The 15489-nt window shown below is 65.2% G+C and carries 15 protein-coding genes; 13 read left to right on the plus strand and 2 right to left on the minus strand.

All coding sequences use genetic code 11. From position 1 onward, the window contains the following. Positions 1-45: 45 nt before the first annotated feature. The 12 genes from ACFPOB_RS29780 to ACFPOB_RS29835 all read left to right on the plus strand — a co-directional run bounded on the left by ACFPOB_RS29780 (position 46) and on the right by ACFPOB_RS29835 (position 12743). The gene (locus ACFPOB_RS29780; RefSeq protein WP_377801788.1) at positions 46-3000 is read left to right on the plus strand and encodes a xanthine dehydrogenase family protein molybdopterin-binding subunit; all 2955 of its coding nucleotides are present in this window, start codon (positions 46-48) and stop codon (positions 2998-3000) included. After that, on the plus strand, positions 2997-3824 hold the full coding sequence (locus tag ACFPOB_RS29785) for an FAD binding domain-containing protein (RefSeq protein WP_377801789.1): 828 nt from the start codon (positions 2997-2999) through the stop codon (positions 3822-3824). Before ACFPOB_RS29780 ends, ACFPOB_RS29785 begins: the two co-directional genes overlap by 4 nt. Next, on the plus strand, positions 3812-4348 hold the full coding sequence (locus tag ACFPOB_RS29790; protein ID WP_377801790.1) for a (2Fe-2S)-binding protein: 537 nt from the start codon (positions 3812-3814) through the stop codon (positions 4346-4348). The genes ACFPOB_RS29785 and ACFPOB_RS29790 overlap by 13 nt, the downstream gene beginning before the upstream one ends. Then, positions 4341-5885 carry an AMP-binding protein gene (locus tag ACFPOB_RS29795; RefSeq protein WP_173048896.1) on the plus strand — a complete coding sequence of 515 codons (1545 nt, stop codon included), beginning with the start codon at positions 4341-4343 and terminating at the stop codon, positions 5883-5885. The genes ACFPOB_RS29790 and ACFPOB_RS29795 overlap by 8 nt, the downstream gene beginning before the upstream one ends. Positions 5886-5943: 58 nt before the next feature. Next, positions 5944-6747, plus strand: a complete 804-nt coding sequence (locus tag ACFPOB_RS29800; protein WP_173048894.1) for an enoyl-CoA hydratase/isomerase family protein — start codon at positions 5944-5946, stop codon at positions 6745-6747. Between the two features lie 4 nt (positions 6748-6751). Continuing rightward, a complete protein-coding gene (locus ACFPOB_RS29805; protein WP_377801791.1) occupies positions 6752-7219 on the plus strand; it encodes a PaaI family thioesterase in 468 nt (155 codons plus the stop codon). A gap of 45 nt (positions 7220-7264) precedes the next feature. Further along, entirely contained in the window at positions 7265-8446 is a 1182-nt protein-coding gene (locus tag ACFPOB_RS29810; protein WP_377801792.1) for an ABC transporter substrate-binding protein, read from the plus strand. A 69-nt stretch (positions 8447-8515) separates the two neighbouring features. After that, a complete protein-coding gene (locus tag ACFPOB_RS29815) occupies positions 8516-9406 on the plus strand; it encodes a branched-chain amino acid ABC transporter permease (protein WP_173048872.1) in 891 nt (296 codons plus the stop codon). Continuing rightward, complete coding sequence (locus ACFPOB_RS29820; RefSeq protein WP_173048870.1) at positions 9399-10451, plus strand: branched-chain amino acid ABC transporter permease; 1053 nt, start codon at positions 9399-9401, stop codon at positions 10449-10451. Before ACFPOB_RS29815 ends, ACFPOB_RS29820 begins: the two co-directional genes overlap by 8 nt. Then, the gene (locus ACFPOB_RS29825) at positions 10448-11191 is read left to right on the plus strand and encodes an ABC transporter ATP-binding protein (RefSeq protein WP_244639024.1); all 744 of its coding nucleotides are present in this window, start codon (positions 10448-10450) and stop codon (positions 11189-11191) included. The genes ACFPOB_RS29820 and ACFPOB_RS29825 overlap by 4 nt, the downstream gene beginning before the upstream one ends. A 1-nt stretch (position 11192) precedes the next feature. Further along, a complete protein-coding gene (locus ACFPOB_RS29830) occupies positions 11193-11900 on the plus strand; it encodes an ABC transporter ATP-binding protein (protein WP_377801793.1) in 708 nt (235 codons plus the stop codon). 6 nt (positions 11901-11906) lie between these two features. Beyond that, entirely contained in the window at positions 11907-12743 is an 837-nt protein-coding gene (locus ACFPOB_RS29835; protein WP_377801794.1) for an alpha/beta fold hydrolase, read from the plus strand. Here ACFPOB_RS29835 and ACFPOB_RS29840 read toward each other — a convergent pair. Both ACFPOB_RS29840 and ACFPOB_RS29845 read right to left on the minus strand, forming a co-directional pair. Next, positions 12730-13599: a Bug family tripartite tricarboxylate transporter substrate binding protein gene (locus ACFPOB_RS29840; protein ID WP_377801795.1), complete on the minus strand. Its 870-nt coding sequence runs from the start codon at positions 13597-13599 to the stop codon at positions 12730-12732. The two genes, ACFPOB_RS29835 and ACFPOB_RS29840, sit on opposite strands and share 14 nt — an antisense overlap. 662 nt (positions 13600-14261) lie before the next feature. Then, positions 14262-14978, minus strand: coding sequence for a hypothetical protein (locus tag ACFPOB_RS29845; RefSeq protein WP_377801796.1), 717 nt, complete (start codon positions 14976-14978; stop codon positions 14262-14264). Between ACFPOB_RS29845 and ACFPOB_RS29850 the strand changes: the two genes are divergently transcribed. Continuing rightward, positions 14952-15296 (plus strand): DUF3768 domain-containing protein, encoded by a 345-nt coding sequence (locus ACFPOB_RS29850; protein ID WP_377801797.1) that lies wholly within the window; start codon positions 14952-14954, stop codon positions 15294-15296. The genes ACFPOB_RS29845 and ACFPOB_RS29850 overlap by 27 nt on opposite strands. The last annotated feature ends 193 nt before the right edge of the window (positions 15297-15489 follow it).

Genomic DNA, 15489 nt, shown 5'->3' on the forward strand with positions numbered 1-15489 from the left:
GCTCCCAGACGCCGTTCTCAAGAGCGTCCTCGGGAGCAGACGTCAGTGAAAATCCAAACCATTTCGTGGACCGGTCAATCTGTGGAGCGCGTCGAGGACGCGGCTCTGCTGACCGGCCGCGGGCGTTTCGTTGACGATCTCGGCACGAGGCCCGGTACCCTTCAGGCGGCGATTCTGCGCTCGCCTCACGCGCATGCCGACATTCTCGGGATCGACATTACCGCTGCTGCCGCCATGCCCGGCGTCGTGGCCGTCATCACCGGTCGCGACCTTGCAAAGCTCACTGCGCCCATGGTCGCGGGCCTCAAGGTCGCGGTCGAGAACTGGCCGATGGCAGTCGAGCGCGCGCGCTATGTCGGCGAGCCCGTCGCCATCGTGGTGGCGCAGGATCGTTATCTCGCCGAGGACGCAGTCGACGCGGTCGAGGTCGAATACAGCGCGCTGCCCTGCGTCGTCGATACGCTCGCGACTCTCGAGCCTGACGCGCCGTTGCTGCATGAGAGAGCTGGCGCCAACCTCGTCAGCGACCGGCATTTTCGCTACGGCGACCCTGAGGCGGCCTTCGCCAAAGCCGAGCATCAGGTTTCCGTCTCCATCGCCTATCCGCGCAACACCGGCGCGCCGATGGAGACCTTTGGCGTCGTCGCCGAATACGATCCTGATGAAGACGCCTACGACATCCTCGCCAATTTCCAGGGCCCCTTCAGCATCCATGCGGTGCTTGCGCGCTGCCTGAAGGTTCCCGGCAACCGCCTGCGGTTGCGCATGCCGCCGGATTCGGGCGGCAGCTTCGGCGTCAAGCAGGGCGTCGCGCCCTACGCCGTACTGATCGGCATTGCCGCGCGCATTGCCGGCAGGCCGGTGAAATGGATCGAGGACCGGCTCGAACATCTGGGCGCGGCCGTCGCCGCCACCAACCGCGTCACGACCTTGAAGGCCGCCGTCACGGCGGAGGGCCGCATCACCGCGCTGGACTGGGATCAGGTCGAGGATTGCGGCGCGTATCCGCGCGCCCCCGAGCCTGCCACGCTCTACCGCATGCATGGCAACATGACCGGGGCCTACGACATCCGGAATCTCGCCATCCGCAACCGCGTCGTGCTGACGAACAAGGCTCCGACGGGTCTCGTGCGCGGCTTTGGCGGCCCGCAGGTCTACTACGCGCTGGAGCGGCTGATGCAACGGATCTCGGTCGAGCTCGGGCTCGATCCGCTCAAGGTGATCCGCGCCAACCTGATTCCGTTCGGCGCCTTTCCCTATCGCACGGCCTCGGGCGCGCTCTACGATTCCGGCGACTACGTCCAGGCCTTCGACCTCGCCTTGGCCGAGGGCCGGCTCGCCGAGCTTGAGGCTCGTCGCGATGCCGCCCGTGCCGCCGGCAGGCGCTACGGCATCGGCTTTGCCGCTGCTGTCGAACCCAGCGTCTCCAATATGGGCTACATCACCACTGTTCTGACCGCCGCCGAGCGGAAAAAGGCCGGGCCGAAGAACGGTGCCCAGGCCACCGCGACGGTGTCGCTCGATCCGGTCGGCTCGGTCAGCGTCCATGTCGCTTCGGTGCCGCAGGGCCAGGGCCACCGCACCGTGCTGGCGCAGGTCGTCGCCGATGTTTTCGGCCTGTCGCACCATGACGTCCGTATCGTCGCCGATCTCGATACGGGCAAGGACGCCTGGTCGATCGCCTCGGGCAACTACTCCAGCCGCTTCGCCGCCGCTGTCGCCGGCACTGCCCATCTCGCCGCCACCCGCCTGCGCGACAAGCTCGGCTTGATCGCGGCAAGCCAGCTGGGTGCCGATCCAGGTCAGATCGGATTCGCCGGTGGCGCGGTCTTCGCCAAGGGCCAACCCGACAAGACGATCCCATTCGGCCGCGTCGCGGCGTTGAGCCACTGGTCGCCGGCGCTGCTGCCCGCCGGTATCGACCAGGCGATCCGCGAGACTGCCTTCTGGACGCCGCCCGAGCTGTCTGCGCCGAGCGAGGACGATCAGGTCAATTCATCGCTTTGCCACGGCTTCATCTTCGATATGGCCGGTGTCGAGGTCGAGCCCGGAAGCGGCAAGGTCCGCATCGACCGCTACGTCACCATGCATGACTGTGGACGGATCCTGCATCCCGGCATGGTCGACGGACAGATCCGGGGCGGCTTCGCCCAGGCGCTGGGTGCGACGTTCTACGAGGAACTCGCCTATGCCGCTGACGGTGCCTTCCTGACCGGCACCTTCGCCGACTACCTGCTCCCAACGGCGACCGAGACGCCCGATATCGACATTCTGCATATCGAGACGCCGTCGCCCTTCACGCCGCTCGGCGCCAAGGGCGTCGGCGAAGGCAATTGCATGTCGACGCCGGTCTGCCTTGCCAATGCGGTCGCCGACGCGCTCGGCGTCGCGCAACTCGACCTTCCGCTGACGCCTGCCAGGGTCGCCGCCCTTGTCGCCGCGCCTGAGCCTTCGCTTCCCGCATCCCATCGGACGGCCGCGAAGACTGCCGTGACGGCAAAGCCCGGTGACCGCGCTTTGCGTGGCGAAGGGCAGGCCAAGGTTGCAGCGGGGCCGGACGCGGTCTGGGCGATGCTGCTCGATGTCGACACGCTCGCCTCGATCATCCCCGGCTGTCACGGCGTCAAGAAGCTGTCGGACACGCATTTCAAGGCCGATGTCACGCTGGGCGTCGGTCCCGTGAAGGGCCGCTACAAGGCCGAGATCAAGCTCTCCAATCTCGTCGCGCCGCAGGCCGCGACCTTGACCGGCTCGGTCTCGGGTGCGCTCGGCACCGGCGGCGGCTCGGGCCGCGTGATGCTGTCGCCGGGCGAGGGCGGTGGCACGCTCATCGCCTACACCTATGAGGCGGCCGTCGGTGGCAAGGTCGCCGCGATCGGAGGCCGGCTTCTTGACGGCGCCGCCAAGGCCATCATCGGCCAGTTCTTCGCGGCATTGGCGCGTAAGGCCTCGCCCTCCCGGCCCGGCTTTTTCGCCCGCCTGTTGCGGAGGCACGCATGAAGCCCGCAGCCTTCGACTACATTCGGGCCGGCGACCTCACGGAGGTGCTCGAGGCGCTCGACAAGCACGGTTCCGATGCTCGTATCATCGCTGGCGGCCAATCGCTGCTGCCGATGTTGAACATGCACCTCGCCAAGCCGGCGGTGCTGATCGACATCATGAACATCGCTGGGCTCGACCGGATCGGGCGCGAGGGTGATGCGACCGTGGTGTCGGCCGGCGTCCGTCAGGCCGTACTGATGAGGCGTCCGGGCCTTGCCGGCGAACAGCCTCTGCTGGCGGCAGCGCTGCCCTGGCTCGGCCATTACCAGACTCGTGCACGAGGTACGGTCTGCGGCTCGGTCGCCCATGCCGATCCCAGCGCCGAGATCCCACTCTGCCTCGTCGCGCTCGATGGCGAGATCCGGCTGCGTTCGCGCCGCAAGCGGCGCAGCGTGAAGGCGAGCGAATTCTTCGGCGGCATGATGGTGACCGACAGGGGCGATGACGAGCTGATCGAGGCCGTCGCTTTTCCCGCCGCCAAACCAGGAAGCGGCTACGCCTTCCGCGAGGTCGCGCGCCGCCATGGCGACTTCGCCATCGTCGGCTGCGCAGCAGTCGTGACGGGCGACGCGATCCATCTCGCTGTCGCCGGCGTCGCCGACAAGCCCGAGCGCCGCAGCTTTCCCCTGCTCGACGGTTCTGCGCTCACCGACGCGCTGAACGTCTTCGCCTGGGAACTCGATGCCCGCGAGGATCTCCACGCCACCGCGCGGCTGCGGCGCGACCTCGTGCGCTCGCTCGGCCTGTCCACGATCGAGGAGGCCAAGCGATGCCGCGCCTGAACGCCGCAAGCCGCCACCGTGTCGGCTTCACGCTGAACGGCAAACCGGTCTCGCTGGAGGCCGAGCCGCGCCTGCTTGCGACCGACGCCCTGCGCCATGGCTTGGGCGCGACCGGCACTCATGTCGGCTGCGAGCACGGTGTCTGCGGTGCCTGCACGATCCAGATCGACGGCCAACCTGCCCGCGCGTGTCTCACGCTCGCAGTCCAGCTCGAAGGCCGCGACGTTGCCACGGTCGAGGGGCTTGCGCCTGGTCAGGATAGACTTTCGGTGATGCAGGCTGCGTTCCGGCGCCATCATGCGCTGCAATGCGGCTTCTGCACCGCAGGCATCCTGGTTTCGCTCGACGCCTATCTGCGCGAGGAGCCGGCCCCCAGCGAGCAGGCGCTGCGCGAGGTCGTCGGTGGCCATCTCTGCCGCTGCACCGGCTACACCCCCATCATCAGGGCGGCGCTCGAGGCCGCTGCCATCCTGCGGGGCGAGCCTGCGCCGCACTCTCAGGGTCGGGAGCCTGCCAATGTTTGACCTCGGCACCAGCTTCATGGCGAGCGCGGCACGGGACCCCGATGCGCTTGCCATCGTCGACGGCGACGTCCGCCTGACCTATGCGCATTGGCTCGACAAAATTTCGTCGCTGGTCTCTGCATTCGATGGCATGGGCCTGAAAGCCGGCGATCACCTCGTCACCGTGCTCCAGAACCGCTGGGAAGCGGCGAGCCTGCACTGGGCCTGCCAGTTTGCCGGGCTGACGATCACGCCGATCAACTGGCGCGCGAAGCCAGATGAGATCGACTTCGTTCTGGAGAATTGCGACGCCAAGGCCATCGCCTTCGAGGCCGTCGCAAGCCAGTCGATGACCGAAAGCCAAAGGGCGGTCGCAATCCCGCGGATTGCTGTCGGCGCCGATGCCGGGCGGGCCGAACTGACCTTCGCCGAAATGATCGCGGTAGCGGCGCCCGTTGCCAAGCCGCGCGTGGCGGCCGACGCCCTGTCGCTGATGCTTTACACGTCGGGCACCACCGCCAAGCCCAAGGGCGTACCGCGCCGGCACCGGGCCGAGCGCATGGCGGGCCTCGCCCACGTCGCCCAGAACCTCTATGGCCGCGGCGAACGCACGCTTGGCGTGATGCCGCTCTATCACACCATGGGCGTGCGCTCGCTCATCGCCATGTCGCTGATCGGCGGCGTCTTCGTCTGCCTGCCGCGCTTCGACGTGACCAGGGCACTGGAGCTGATCGAGGCGGAGGGCATCAGCAACCTCTACCTTGTGCCGACGCTGTATCATGACGTCGTCCACCACCCGCGCTTCGCGCAGACCAACGTCTCCAGCGTCCGCAAGCTCGGCTTCGCCGGCGCGCCGATGACGGACGGTCTGCTCGGCCAGCTGACGGACGCCTTCTCCCCCGAGCTCTTCGTCAACCATTACGGTTCGTCGGAAATCTACACCTTCACCATCAACCAGAAAGCCGCTGAAAAGCCGGGCTCGGCCGGCAAGGCCGGCCTCAACCAGTTGATCCGGGTGGTCAAGCTCGGGGCGAAATCGGCCCATGAAATCGCAGCGCCCGGCGAGGAGGGCGAGATCGTCGCGCTCGCCGCGAGCGACGAGGCTTTCGAGGGCTACTGGAAGCGCCCCGAAGCCGACGCCAAGTCGCTGCGCGACGGCTGGTATTTCACGGGCGACACCGGATATTTCGACGCCGACGGTGATCTCTACGTCTCCGGCCGCGTCGACGACATGATCATCACCGGGGGCGAGAACGTCTCGCCGGTCGAGATCGAGAGCTGCCTGTCGCTGCATCCCGGCGTGTTGGAGGTTGCGGTCGTCGGCCTGCCCGACGAGCGCTGGGGCAAGGTCGTCGTCGCCTTCGTCCAGCGTAAGGGCGCGGTCACAGCCGAAGAGCTCGATGCCCATTGCAAGGCGACGGGGCTCGCCAACTTCAAGCGGCCGCGCCGCTTCGAATTCGTCAAGGCGATCCCGAAGTCGCCCGTCGGCAAGCTGCTGCGTCGCCAACTCGTCGCAGGCGAGTTCGAGCCCGAGTCCTCCGGCAGCGCCGCTGCCTGAGATCGCAATTCAAGATCTCAAAACCCTGATCAGCACATTCGCCAAAGAAAGGTTTCTCATGAACGCCGTCACCCCGATCCACCCGGCCCTGATCGATCTGGATGGCTTCACCGTCGAGATCGATGCGGCTCGTGAGCGTGCCGACATCATCCTCAACCGCCCGCCGATGAACGTGATCTCGATGCCGCAGCGCGACCAGTTGCGAAAGGTCTTCGAAGCGCTCGATGAGGACGACCGCGTCCGCGTGATCGTGCTGCGCGCCGTTGGTGAGAACTTCTCCTCGGGCGGCTACATCAAGGGCTTCCTCGATGCCTCGCCAGAGCATGTCTCGAAGCTTGCCTGGAACATCGCCGCGCCGGCGCGCTGCGCCAAGCCGGTGGTCGTCGCCAATCGCGGCTATGCCTTCGGCGTCGGCTTCGAGATCTCGCTCGCCTGCGATTTCCGCATCGTCTCGGAAACCTGCCAATACGCGCTGCCCGAGCAGAAACTCGGCCAGATCCCCGGTTCCGGAGGCTCGGCCCGGCTGCAGAAGATGGTCGGGATCACCCGCACCAAGGACATCGTGATGCGTTCGAAGCGCATTCCCGGTCGACAGGCCTATGACTGGGGCGTGGCGACAGAATGCGTGCCCGACAGCGAACTGGAAGCGGCGACGGACCGGCTGGTCGAGGAACTGCGCGGCTTCTCGCCGATGGCGCAGCGCACCGCCAAGAAGCTCCTCAACGATACCGAGGATTCGACCCTCTCGATTGCGATCGAGCTCGAGGGTCACTGCTACAGCCGCCTGCGCCAGTCGGACGACTTCCGCGAGGGCGTCGAGGCCTTCCACGCCAAGCGCGCGCCGAAGTTCATCGGAAGCTGATTCCATGCAGCGCCCCGAAACACTGTGGAAGACTGTCTGGTCGCTCGATGATCTTGCGTTGCTGATGCGCGGGACGTTCGCAGAGCAGCTCGGCATTCGCTTCATTGAGATCGGGGCCGACTGGTTGTCGGCGGACCTTTCCGTTCTTCCGGCGCAGGTGCAGGGCGTAGGCCTGATGCAGGCTGGCGTCGCTCTTACCCTTGCCGAAGCGGTTGCCACGCTGGCGAGCCAGATGGCGGTCGAGGCCGAAACGCACAGCGTCTGCGGGCTCGACATCAAGGCCAATCATTGCCGGCTCCTAAGCCCGGGCGAGACGATCCGTGCGACCGCCCGGCCGCTATATCTCGGCCGTCAGACCCACGAATGGGAGGTCCATATCGACGCGCGCGGCGGCGATCGGCTCGTCTGCGTCGCAAGGCTGACCACCGCCATAAAGACCCGCGCGGGAGAACCAGTCCGCGCGGCTGCCTAAGCCTTCACGATGACAACAACAAGCAAGACATAAAGGGAAACGACCATGACATCCGGGACCATCAAGACCCTCATCGGCAGTCTGCTCGCCGTTACCGCCTTGTCGGGTAGTGCGCTCGCCCAGAGCGGTCCGATCAAGATCGGCGTGGTTACGCCGCTTTCGGGAACCTACACGCCGATCGGCCAACAGGTGCGCTGGGGCCTCGAGCTCGCTGCGAAGGAGGTCAACGCCGCGGGCGGAATTGCCGGCCGCCAGGTTTCGTTGGTCTTCGAAGACGAGGAGGCCAACCCCTCCGTGGCCGTGCAGAAGGCCGAGAAGCTCTTCCAGGTGGAGAAGGTCGACTTCCTGACGGGCACGGTCAATTCGGGCTCGACACTCGCCGTCGCCCAGCTCGCCGAGCGCAATGGCAAGCTCGCGGCGACGACGGTGTCCTTTGCGGACTCGATCACCACCGACAAGTGTTCGCCCAACATGTTCCGCGTTAATGCACGCGCCGAACAGCAATCGGTCGCACTTGCTGCCTGGCTCGCGAAGGAGAAGCCCAAGGCAAGGGTCTTCTATCTCGGTCCCGACTACGAGATGGGCCGCTCCACGGTGGCGGCCTTCAAATCGAGTGCCGAGAAATCCGGCGCGCAGACCGGTGGCGAGGTGTTCGCACCGCTCGATTCCAAGGACTACACCCAATATTTCGGCCAAATCCGTGCTACGCGGCCGCAGGTCGTCTACACCTCCGTCGCCGGCAACGACACGGTGCGCCTGCTGACGCAGCTTCAGGACTTCGGACTGCTCGCAGGCCTGACAGTGGTCGGGGCGTCCGGAACCGTGACCTCCCAGAACATCACGGCGATCGGCGCTGCAGCCGAGGGCTTCGCTACTGGCGTCGGCTATTCGCCGCAGATCGAAAGCCCCGAGAACAAGAAGTTCGTCGCCGCCTTCCGCGAGGCCAACAAGACGGATCCGGATCTTTACGGCGCCGACAGCTACGGCCTGCTCTTCGCCTACAAGGCGGCCGTCGAGAAAGCGGGCTCGACCGAGACCGACAAGGTCCGCGAAGCGCTGCGTGGCCTGACCTGGCAGACCCCGCAGGGGGCCAAGAGCATCCGCGCCGGCGATCACCAGGCGATGCAGCCGATGTATGTCGTGCGCGTCAACAAGGGCAAGTTCGACATCATCGACAACGTCCCCGCCGAGAATGCGATCGGGCCGGACGCCTGCGCCCGCTTCTGAGCTCCGCGACCTGTTCCCCTCTCCGCGTGGAGAGGGGCTTCGCGCGGCCTACCGCATAGAGGCACCGCCATGACCCCAATCGACTATCTTCAATTCGTCCTCGCTCCGCAGGTCGTGAACGGGCTCGCGCTCGGGGTCGCGGTCGTTCTCGTGGCGCTGGGGCTGACGATCATCTTCGGCATGCTCGACGTCATCAATATGAGCCATGGCGAATTCTACGCCATAGGCGCCTATGCTGCGCTGGCGCTCGCCGCAGCCGGAATCGGCTTCTGGTTCCTGCTCGTGCTGGTGCCGGTCCTGATGGTTCCGCTCGGCATGGCCGCAGAGCGCCTGCTGATCCGGCCGGTGTTCGACTCGAAGGACCGCCATGTCACGACGCTGCTCGTGACCTTCGGCCTCGGGCTCATCGTCGAGGATGTGCTGAAGATCATCTTCGGCGCCAACACGCAGCGTCCGCCCACCCCGATCCCGGGTGCGACCGAGATCCTCGGCATCATACTGCCGAACTACCGGCTCTTCCTGATCCTGATCGGCGCCGCTATCGTGCTGGCGGTCGCCTATGTCGTCTACAGGACGAGGCTGGGCGCCATGGTCCGCGCCGCCGCTTTCGACCGCAACATGGCGGCCTCCCTCGGCGTCCCCGTTTCGCTTGTCTACGCCGGCACCTTCGCCTTCGGTGTCGGCCTCGCCGGGCTCGCCGGCGTCCTGCTCGCACCGATTTACTCGGTCTTCCCGACGATGGGGCGGGACTTCATCCTGCTCGCCTTCACCGTCGTCATCGTCGGCGGCATGGGCTCGATCTGGGGCGCCGTCGTCGCAGGACTGCTGCTGACTCAGGTCCAGGCACTGGCGAGCCTCGTGATCTCGCCGGTCTGGACCGATCCGATCGTGTTCGGGACCATGGTCGCCTTTCTCATGTTCCGGCCGCAGGGCCTTTTCGGGAGGCTCGGCCATGCATGACCGGCTGACGCAATCCATGCGGGCGAGCCATCTGCTCGCGCTGCTCTTCGTCCTGGTTTCGATCGGGCTGGCCGCCATGGGCGCTGCGACCGGCGACACCTTCTATCTGCGGCTCGGCACCGAGGCGCTGATTTTCGCGGGCCTCGCGCTCTCGGTCGATCTGCTGTTGGGATACTCTGGCGCGCTCTCGCTGGGCCAGGCGCTGTATTTCGGCATCGGCGCCTATGTCTCGGCTCTGACGCTGATGAAGGTCCCGTCCTTCTGGCTCGCCATGGGCGCGGCTCTGGCGGCGACGCTGGTCGCCGCCATCATCGGAGGGCTGATCGCCAACCGGGTGCGCGGCGTCTATTTCGCGCTGATCACCTTCGGCCTGGCGCAGGTCATGGCAAAGGTCGTCTACAACACCCGCGAACTCGGTGCCTCCGATGGCATGATCGGCATTCCTGTCATCGAGATCGGGCTCGGGCCGTTTTCGGTTTCCGCCGCCAATCCGGCTGGCTTCTTCCTGCTCGTGCTTGCGTTCATCATGGGCCTCTACGCTCTGACGGCCTACCTGCTCGACACGCCTTTCGGCCGCGTCTTGACGGCACTGAAAGCCAATGAGCGGCGCGTGCCCTTCCTTGGCTATTCGGTCTGGCAGGCGCGCATGGCGGCCTATGTTCTGGCCGGGCTGATCGCGGGTCTGTCGGGTGCGCTCTACCCGATGCTGCGCGGCTTCGTCTCGCCGGAGCTGATGTTCTTCGCTACCTCCGGCAACGCCGTCATCTCCGTCGTGCTCGGCGGCGTCGGCACGCTGATCGGCGCCATCTATGGCTCGGTCCTGCTGGTGATCCTGAAATCAATCATCGGTAGCTGGACGGAGCACCATCTCATCGTGATCGGCCTGCTCTTCATGTTGTGCGTGATGTTCCTGCCCAAGGGACTCGCCGGGCTCGTGAGGCCGCGCATCGAGGTGCTGCTGAATCGCCGGACGCAGACTCCTCCGGCCAGCGCGGAGCCGGCAGGCCTGTCCCCCATCGCCGTCAAATCTGGGAGCGTCTCGTGATCACGCCCGTCCTCGACATTCGCGACCTCGGCATTTCCTTCGGTGGCCTGAAGGCAGTCGATCAGGTCAGTTTCCAGGCGCAGCGCCACAAGATCACGACTGTTATCGGTCCCAACGGCGCGGGCAAGTCGACGCTGTTCAATTTGATCAGCGGTGCGCTGAAGCCCCATCGCGGGCAGGTCATGATCGACGGCGTGGACATGACCGGAGCGGCCCCCGAGCGTACCAAAGCCGCTGGTCTGTCGCGCTCGTTCCAGATCACCAGCCTGTTTCCTGAGCTCACGGTTGCGGAGAACATCAGGCTCGCGGCCCAGGTTCTCGAGACAGCTAGGCGCGCGTTCCTGCCGATCAGTCGCTCTGCGCGGGCTATGAGCAAGACGAGCCAGATGCTCGAGCGCTTCCAGCTCACCCACAGGCGTGACGAACTGGCCGGCAATCTGTCGCATGGCGACCAGCGTCGCCTCGAGATCGCGGTCTGTCTCGCCTCGGAGCCAAAGATCCTGCTGCTGGACGAACCGACGCAGGGGATGAGCCATGGCGACACCGCCGATACGGCCAAGCTCGTCCGCAGCCTGACGGAGGACGTCACCGTGCTGCTCATCGAGCACGATATCGGCCTGGTCATGGATCTCTCCGACTATGTCGTCGTGATGCATCAAGGCCGCAAGCTGGCAGAAGGCCACCCTGACGTCGTGCGCGCCGACCCGGCCGTGCAGGCTGCCTATTTCGGACATCATTGACATGCTCGACATCAGCGGATTGCACAGCCACTACGGCTTGAGCCACGTCATTCAGGGGATCGACCTGAGCGCAGGGCCGGGCGAGGTCATTGGCATCTTCGGCCGCAACGGAGTCGGCAAGACAACGCTGCTGAAGACGATCGCCGGCTGGGTCAAGCCCAGTCACGGAGCGATCCGGCTCGACGGCAAGACTCTTGAGGGTCTGGCGCCCGACCGCATCTGCCATGCCGGCGTCGGCTTCGTGCCGGAGGATCGGCGTATCTTCCCGGGGCTGACGGTGGAGGAAAACCTCTCGCTCGGACTGCTGCAGGTGAAGGGCCGTTCGTCACGTGACGAAAAGCGGACGATCGAGGGCATCTATGACCGCTTCCACCGGCTCGGCGAGCGTCGGCACCAGCTCGGCACGACCCTCTCGGGCGGCGAGCAGCAGATGCTCGCCATGGCCCGCGTCATGGTCGGCAAGCCGCGCCTCGTCCTGATCGACGAGCCTAGCGAAGGGCTTGCCCCCATGATCGTTGCCGAGATCTTCGCGATTGTGCGCGAGTTGCGCGAGCAAGGGGCGATCATCCTGCTCGTCGAACAGAACGTGCATGAGGCGCTTTCGGTCGCCGATCGCTTCCATGTCGTCGAACGTGGCCGGATCGTCTTCAGCGGCGAGGCCGAGAACGCGGTCGATCGCGAACGCCTGCTGAAGCTGATCGCCGTCTGAACCCCGATGCCGAGGCGTTTCATCCTGGGAGGCTGGCTCCACTATCGGGTGTTCGGCCAACTTGGGACCGGAGCGCCGCCGATCATTCTGCTGCATCACGGCTTCGGTCACGCCGATGGCTGGGAGCGCTTTCCGCAGGCGCTCCGGCAGGCGACGGGACGGCCCGTGCTGGCCTATTCGCGCGCTGGCTGCGGCCGCTCGGAGCCCGGTCGGGCGGCGAAGGGCGTCGATTATCTGGAGCGCGAGGCCTGCGAGACGCTGCCGGCGTTGATGGCTTCGCTGGGGCTCGAACGGGCCTGTCTCTATGGGCATAGCGACGGAGCGACGATCGCCCTGATCGCGGCCGCTCGCCGGCCCGATCTGATCGAGGCCGTCATTGCCGAAGCGCCTCATGTCTGTGCGGAACCGCGGACACTCGAGGGCGCGCGCGCCCTGACGCAGCGTTTCGAGGCCGACCCCGCCTTTCGCCGCAAGCTCGCCCGAAGCCATGACGATCCGCATGGCGCCTTCCGGGCCTGGAGCGACATCTGGCTCTCGCCGGCCTTCGCGGACTGGACGATCGCGCCGTTGCTGTCGGCGATCCGCGCGCCGCTCCTGCTGCTGCAGGGCGACGCCGATCCCTTCGGTAGCGAGTTGTACGTCAGGCTGGCGCATGATGCGACGACAGGCCCGGTGACGACATATCTCTTGGCCGGCTGCGGGCATGCGCCTCACCGGGCAGAGCCCCGCATTCCCGGCTGGGTCGCGGCGCTGCTGGAGCGGCAGAAGGACCAGGCCGGCAAGCACTGGCTGGTCGAGCCCGGCGTCACCGAAGCGCCAGCGACGACGGTCAGTTGGACGTGATGCCGGCTTCCTTGATGATGCTCGACCATTTCGCGAGCTCGGCCGCGACGAAGGCCTTGAACTCGACCTGCGACGAGCTGGAGGGCTCCACCCCGATCTCGATGAGCCTCTTCTGGACTGCGGCGTCCGCCACCGCCGACCGGACCTCTTTGCTCAGCCTGTCCAGCACGGCCGCCGGCGTTCCCTTGGGTGCGGCCAGCCCGAACCAAGCATAGGATTCGTAGTTGGCGACGCCCGCCTCGGCCATGGTCGGCACGTCCGGCAGGGCCTTGCTGCGCGTCCTGGTGGTGACCGCCAGCGGCCTGACCTGACCGGCCTGCAGTTGCGCGACGACGTTGGGGATGAGCTGGAAGCTCACCGGCACGTCGCCGGAGACGAGATCCAGCGCGATCTGACTGCCCGAGCGATAGGGCACATGCACCATCTTCGTCCCGGCAACGATGTCGAAATAGGCCGCCGCCAGATGTTGCGACGAGCCCAGGCCGACCGAGGAATAGCTGATCGCGCCGGGCTGCTTCTTCACATGCGCGATGAACTCCTGCACGTTCGCCACCGGCACCTTGGCCGGGTTGACGACGAGCACGTTGACCAGCGTCGCCACCGGCGAGATCAGCTCGAAATCCTTTTCGGGGTCGTAGGGGACGCCGCCGAGCGACGGATTGATCACAAACGGGCCCGGCGCGGCGAAGATCAGCGTGTAGCCGTCCGGCTCCGCCTTGGCGACGGCCTGGGTCCCGATGTTTCCGCCCGCCCCGGCCCGGTTCTCGACGAGGACGCGCTGGCCGAGCTGTTCGCCCAGCTTGTCTGCGACGATGCGCGCGATCGTGTCGCTGGCGCTGCCGGGGCCAAAAGGCATCACGAGCTTGATAGGCCGGTCGGGGTAGCTTTGTGCCTCCGCGCCGGACGCCAGCCCGAGCCAACAGGCTCCGAGCAGTCCAATGAGAATCCGAACCGATCTTTGCGCCATCCAAACCTCCCAGGAGATGGCCAGCCTCGAGCCGCACCTTGGGCATCAGACTAGGGATGGTGACGCCGCGGCGGAAATAGGATCGGCTGATAGGCGTATCAGAGCCCGTATACAGGCCGCCTCGGCAAGCATCTCTGAATTGCGGCGAAGAACGACGGTGGTCGCGTCCGTCCGTGTGGCGGCGAGCTTCGAGTCCGCTCCTGGACAGAATTGGCGTCCTCCTGATTGCAGCGATCCGTTGCGTCTCGCTCAATTGGAAAACACGACAGCCCCTACCCTATTGGCATCTGATTTTTACAGTCCAAATTCATCTAGAAGACTGATAATGCTTACCTTTGGAGCAGACTACAAATCTGAGGGTCAGAGGTTCGAATCCTTTCGGGCGCGCCATTTATCTTCAAATACTTAGCTCGTTTTAGAGCCCGCCTCTCCGGCGGGCTTTATCGTTTGCTGTCCACATGCTGTCCACGTTTGCGTGAGCTGCGGGGCATCTGCGGGATAGGGAGCAGTGGATGAGCCAACGCACCTCGCGGCCCATTGGCTCAGGCATTTCATGAGGTTTTCCGCGGGGATCGGATGCGTCTGAAGAACACAATGGATCGGACATTCCGGCCGTCCGGCCAGCGAGGGCTCGTCTCGCATTGTTGGAGAAGCGACCCCTTCAGGGCATTTGATGATTTTTGCCCTATGAGCGCGTTGCGATTTCGCAGGAAAAGCAGGACAACATCGAGGCGATCATCGCTTGCCAGCGCCTTGCGCAGGCCGGCTGAATGCATTGTGTAGATGATACGTCCTCCCGCTTTTTCCCAGTAGCCGGCAATTTGGACGCCAGCGGTGGATGCGGCGCTGCGTTCGACCAGCAGGCCGTTAGCTTTAAGTCGCTTCAAAGTTCGGCCGAGAAGTTCGGGCTGGTCTTCGATGCGTGGCTGAGTCGCGGCCGCCGACCCGTCCTTTCGGGCGGCATAAGGCCTAGCTGCGTCGAGAAATACATTCCTTAGGATGTCGCGTAGCTGGTCCCGCTCCAGTGGAAACAAGCAGGCTTCTGCCGCGAGCACGCCACCCGCGAAAAGGATGCCGAAGCTTTGGCAGAGATGCCGCCAAGCGGCATCGGGCAATTCACTCTGGCTAATACAAGACCCGCCCAGCGCCTCCTGCCCGACGACTGGATGGTCATTCCAGCGACCGGCAACTCCCGGATGTTGATCCGTCTGTTCAAGCTCTAAAGCTGAAAGGAACATATCATGAACAATACTGAACGTTATCAGCACGCTCAAATCATCCGCGAACTTAACGACCTCTTTCGCCAGAGCTTTATCGGTGGCGCCGTCGTCGTAACCGCCTCGATCGCTGCATTGGGGGCGGTGGCACAATGCGCTATCGTCGCCAAGGTCCGCGCCTTCGACGCTTTCGATCCCGACAACGATCCGTTTCAAGAGCACGACTTTGGCGCGATCGAGCACGAGGGAGTCACGGTCTTCTTCAAGATCGACTACTTCGATCGCTCAATGAGTTTGGCGTCGGAAGATCCTGCTGATCCAAAACTCACAACACGCGTACTGACAATCATGCTCGCAAGCGACTATTAGCTTGATCAAATAAGGCGCGAGGGCGTGATGCCAGCTCAATCTAGGTAGCTCACGGGCAACGCGCTTTCCGGAGCTTAGCCCCCGACAACTTCTGTCTCAATAGCCAAATCAATCACAGCTTCTAAATGCGCCAGGAGCATGCGCAATCGGGCGGACCCGCGAGGGTTCAAGCTCCCGTTAGGATCTCGGCAGA

The sequence above is a fragment of the Allobosea eneae genome (genome assembly GCF_042657265.1).
Lineage (GTDB): Bacteria > Pseudomonadota > Alphaproteobacteria > Rhizobiales > Beijerinckiaceae > Allobosea > Allobosea eneae.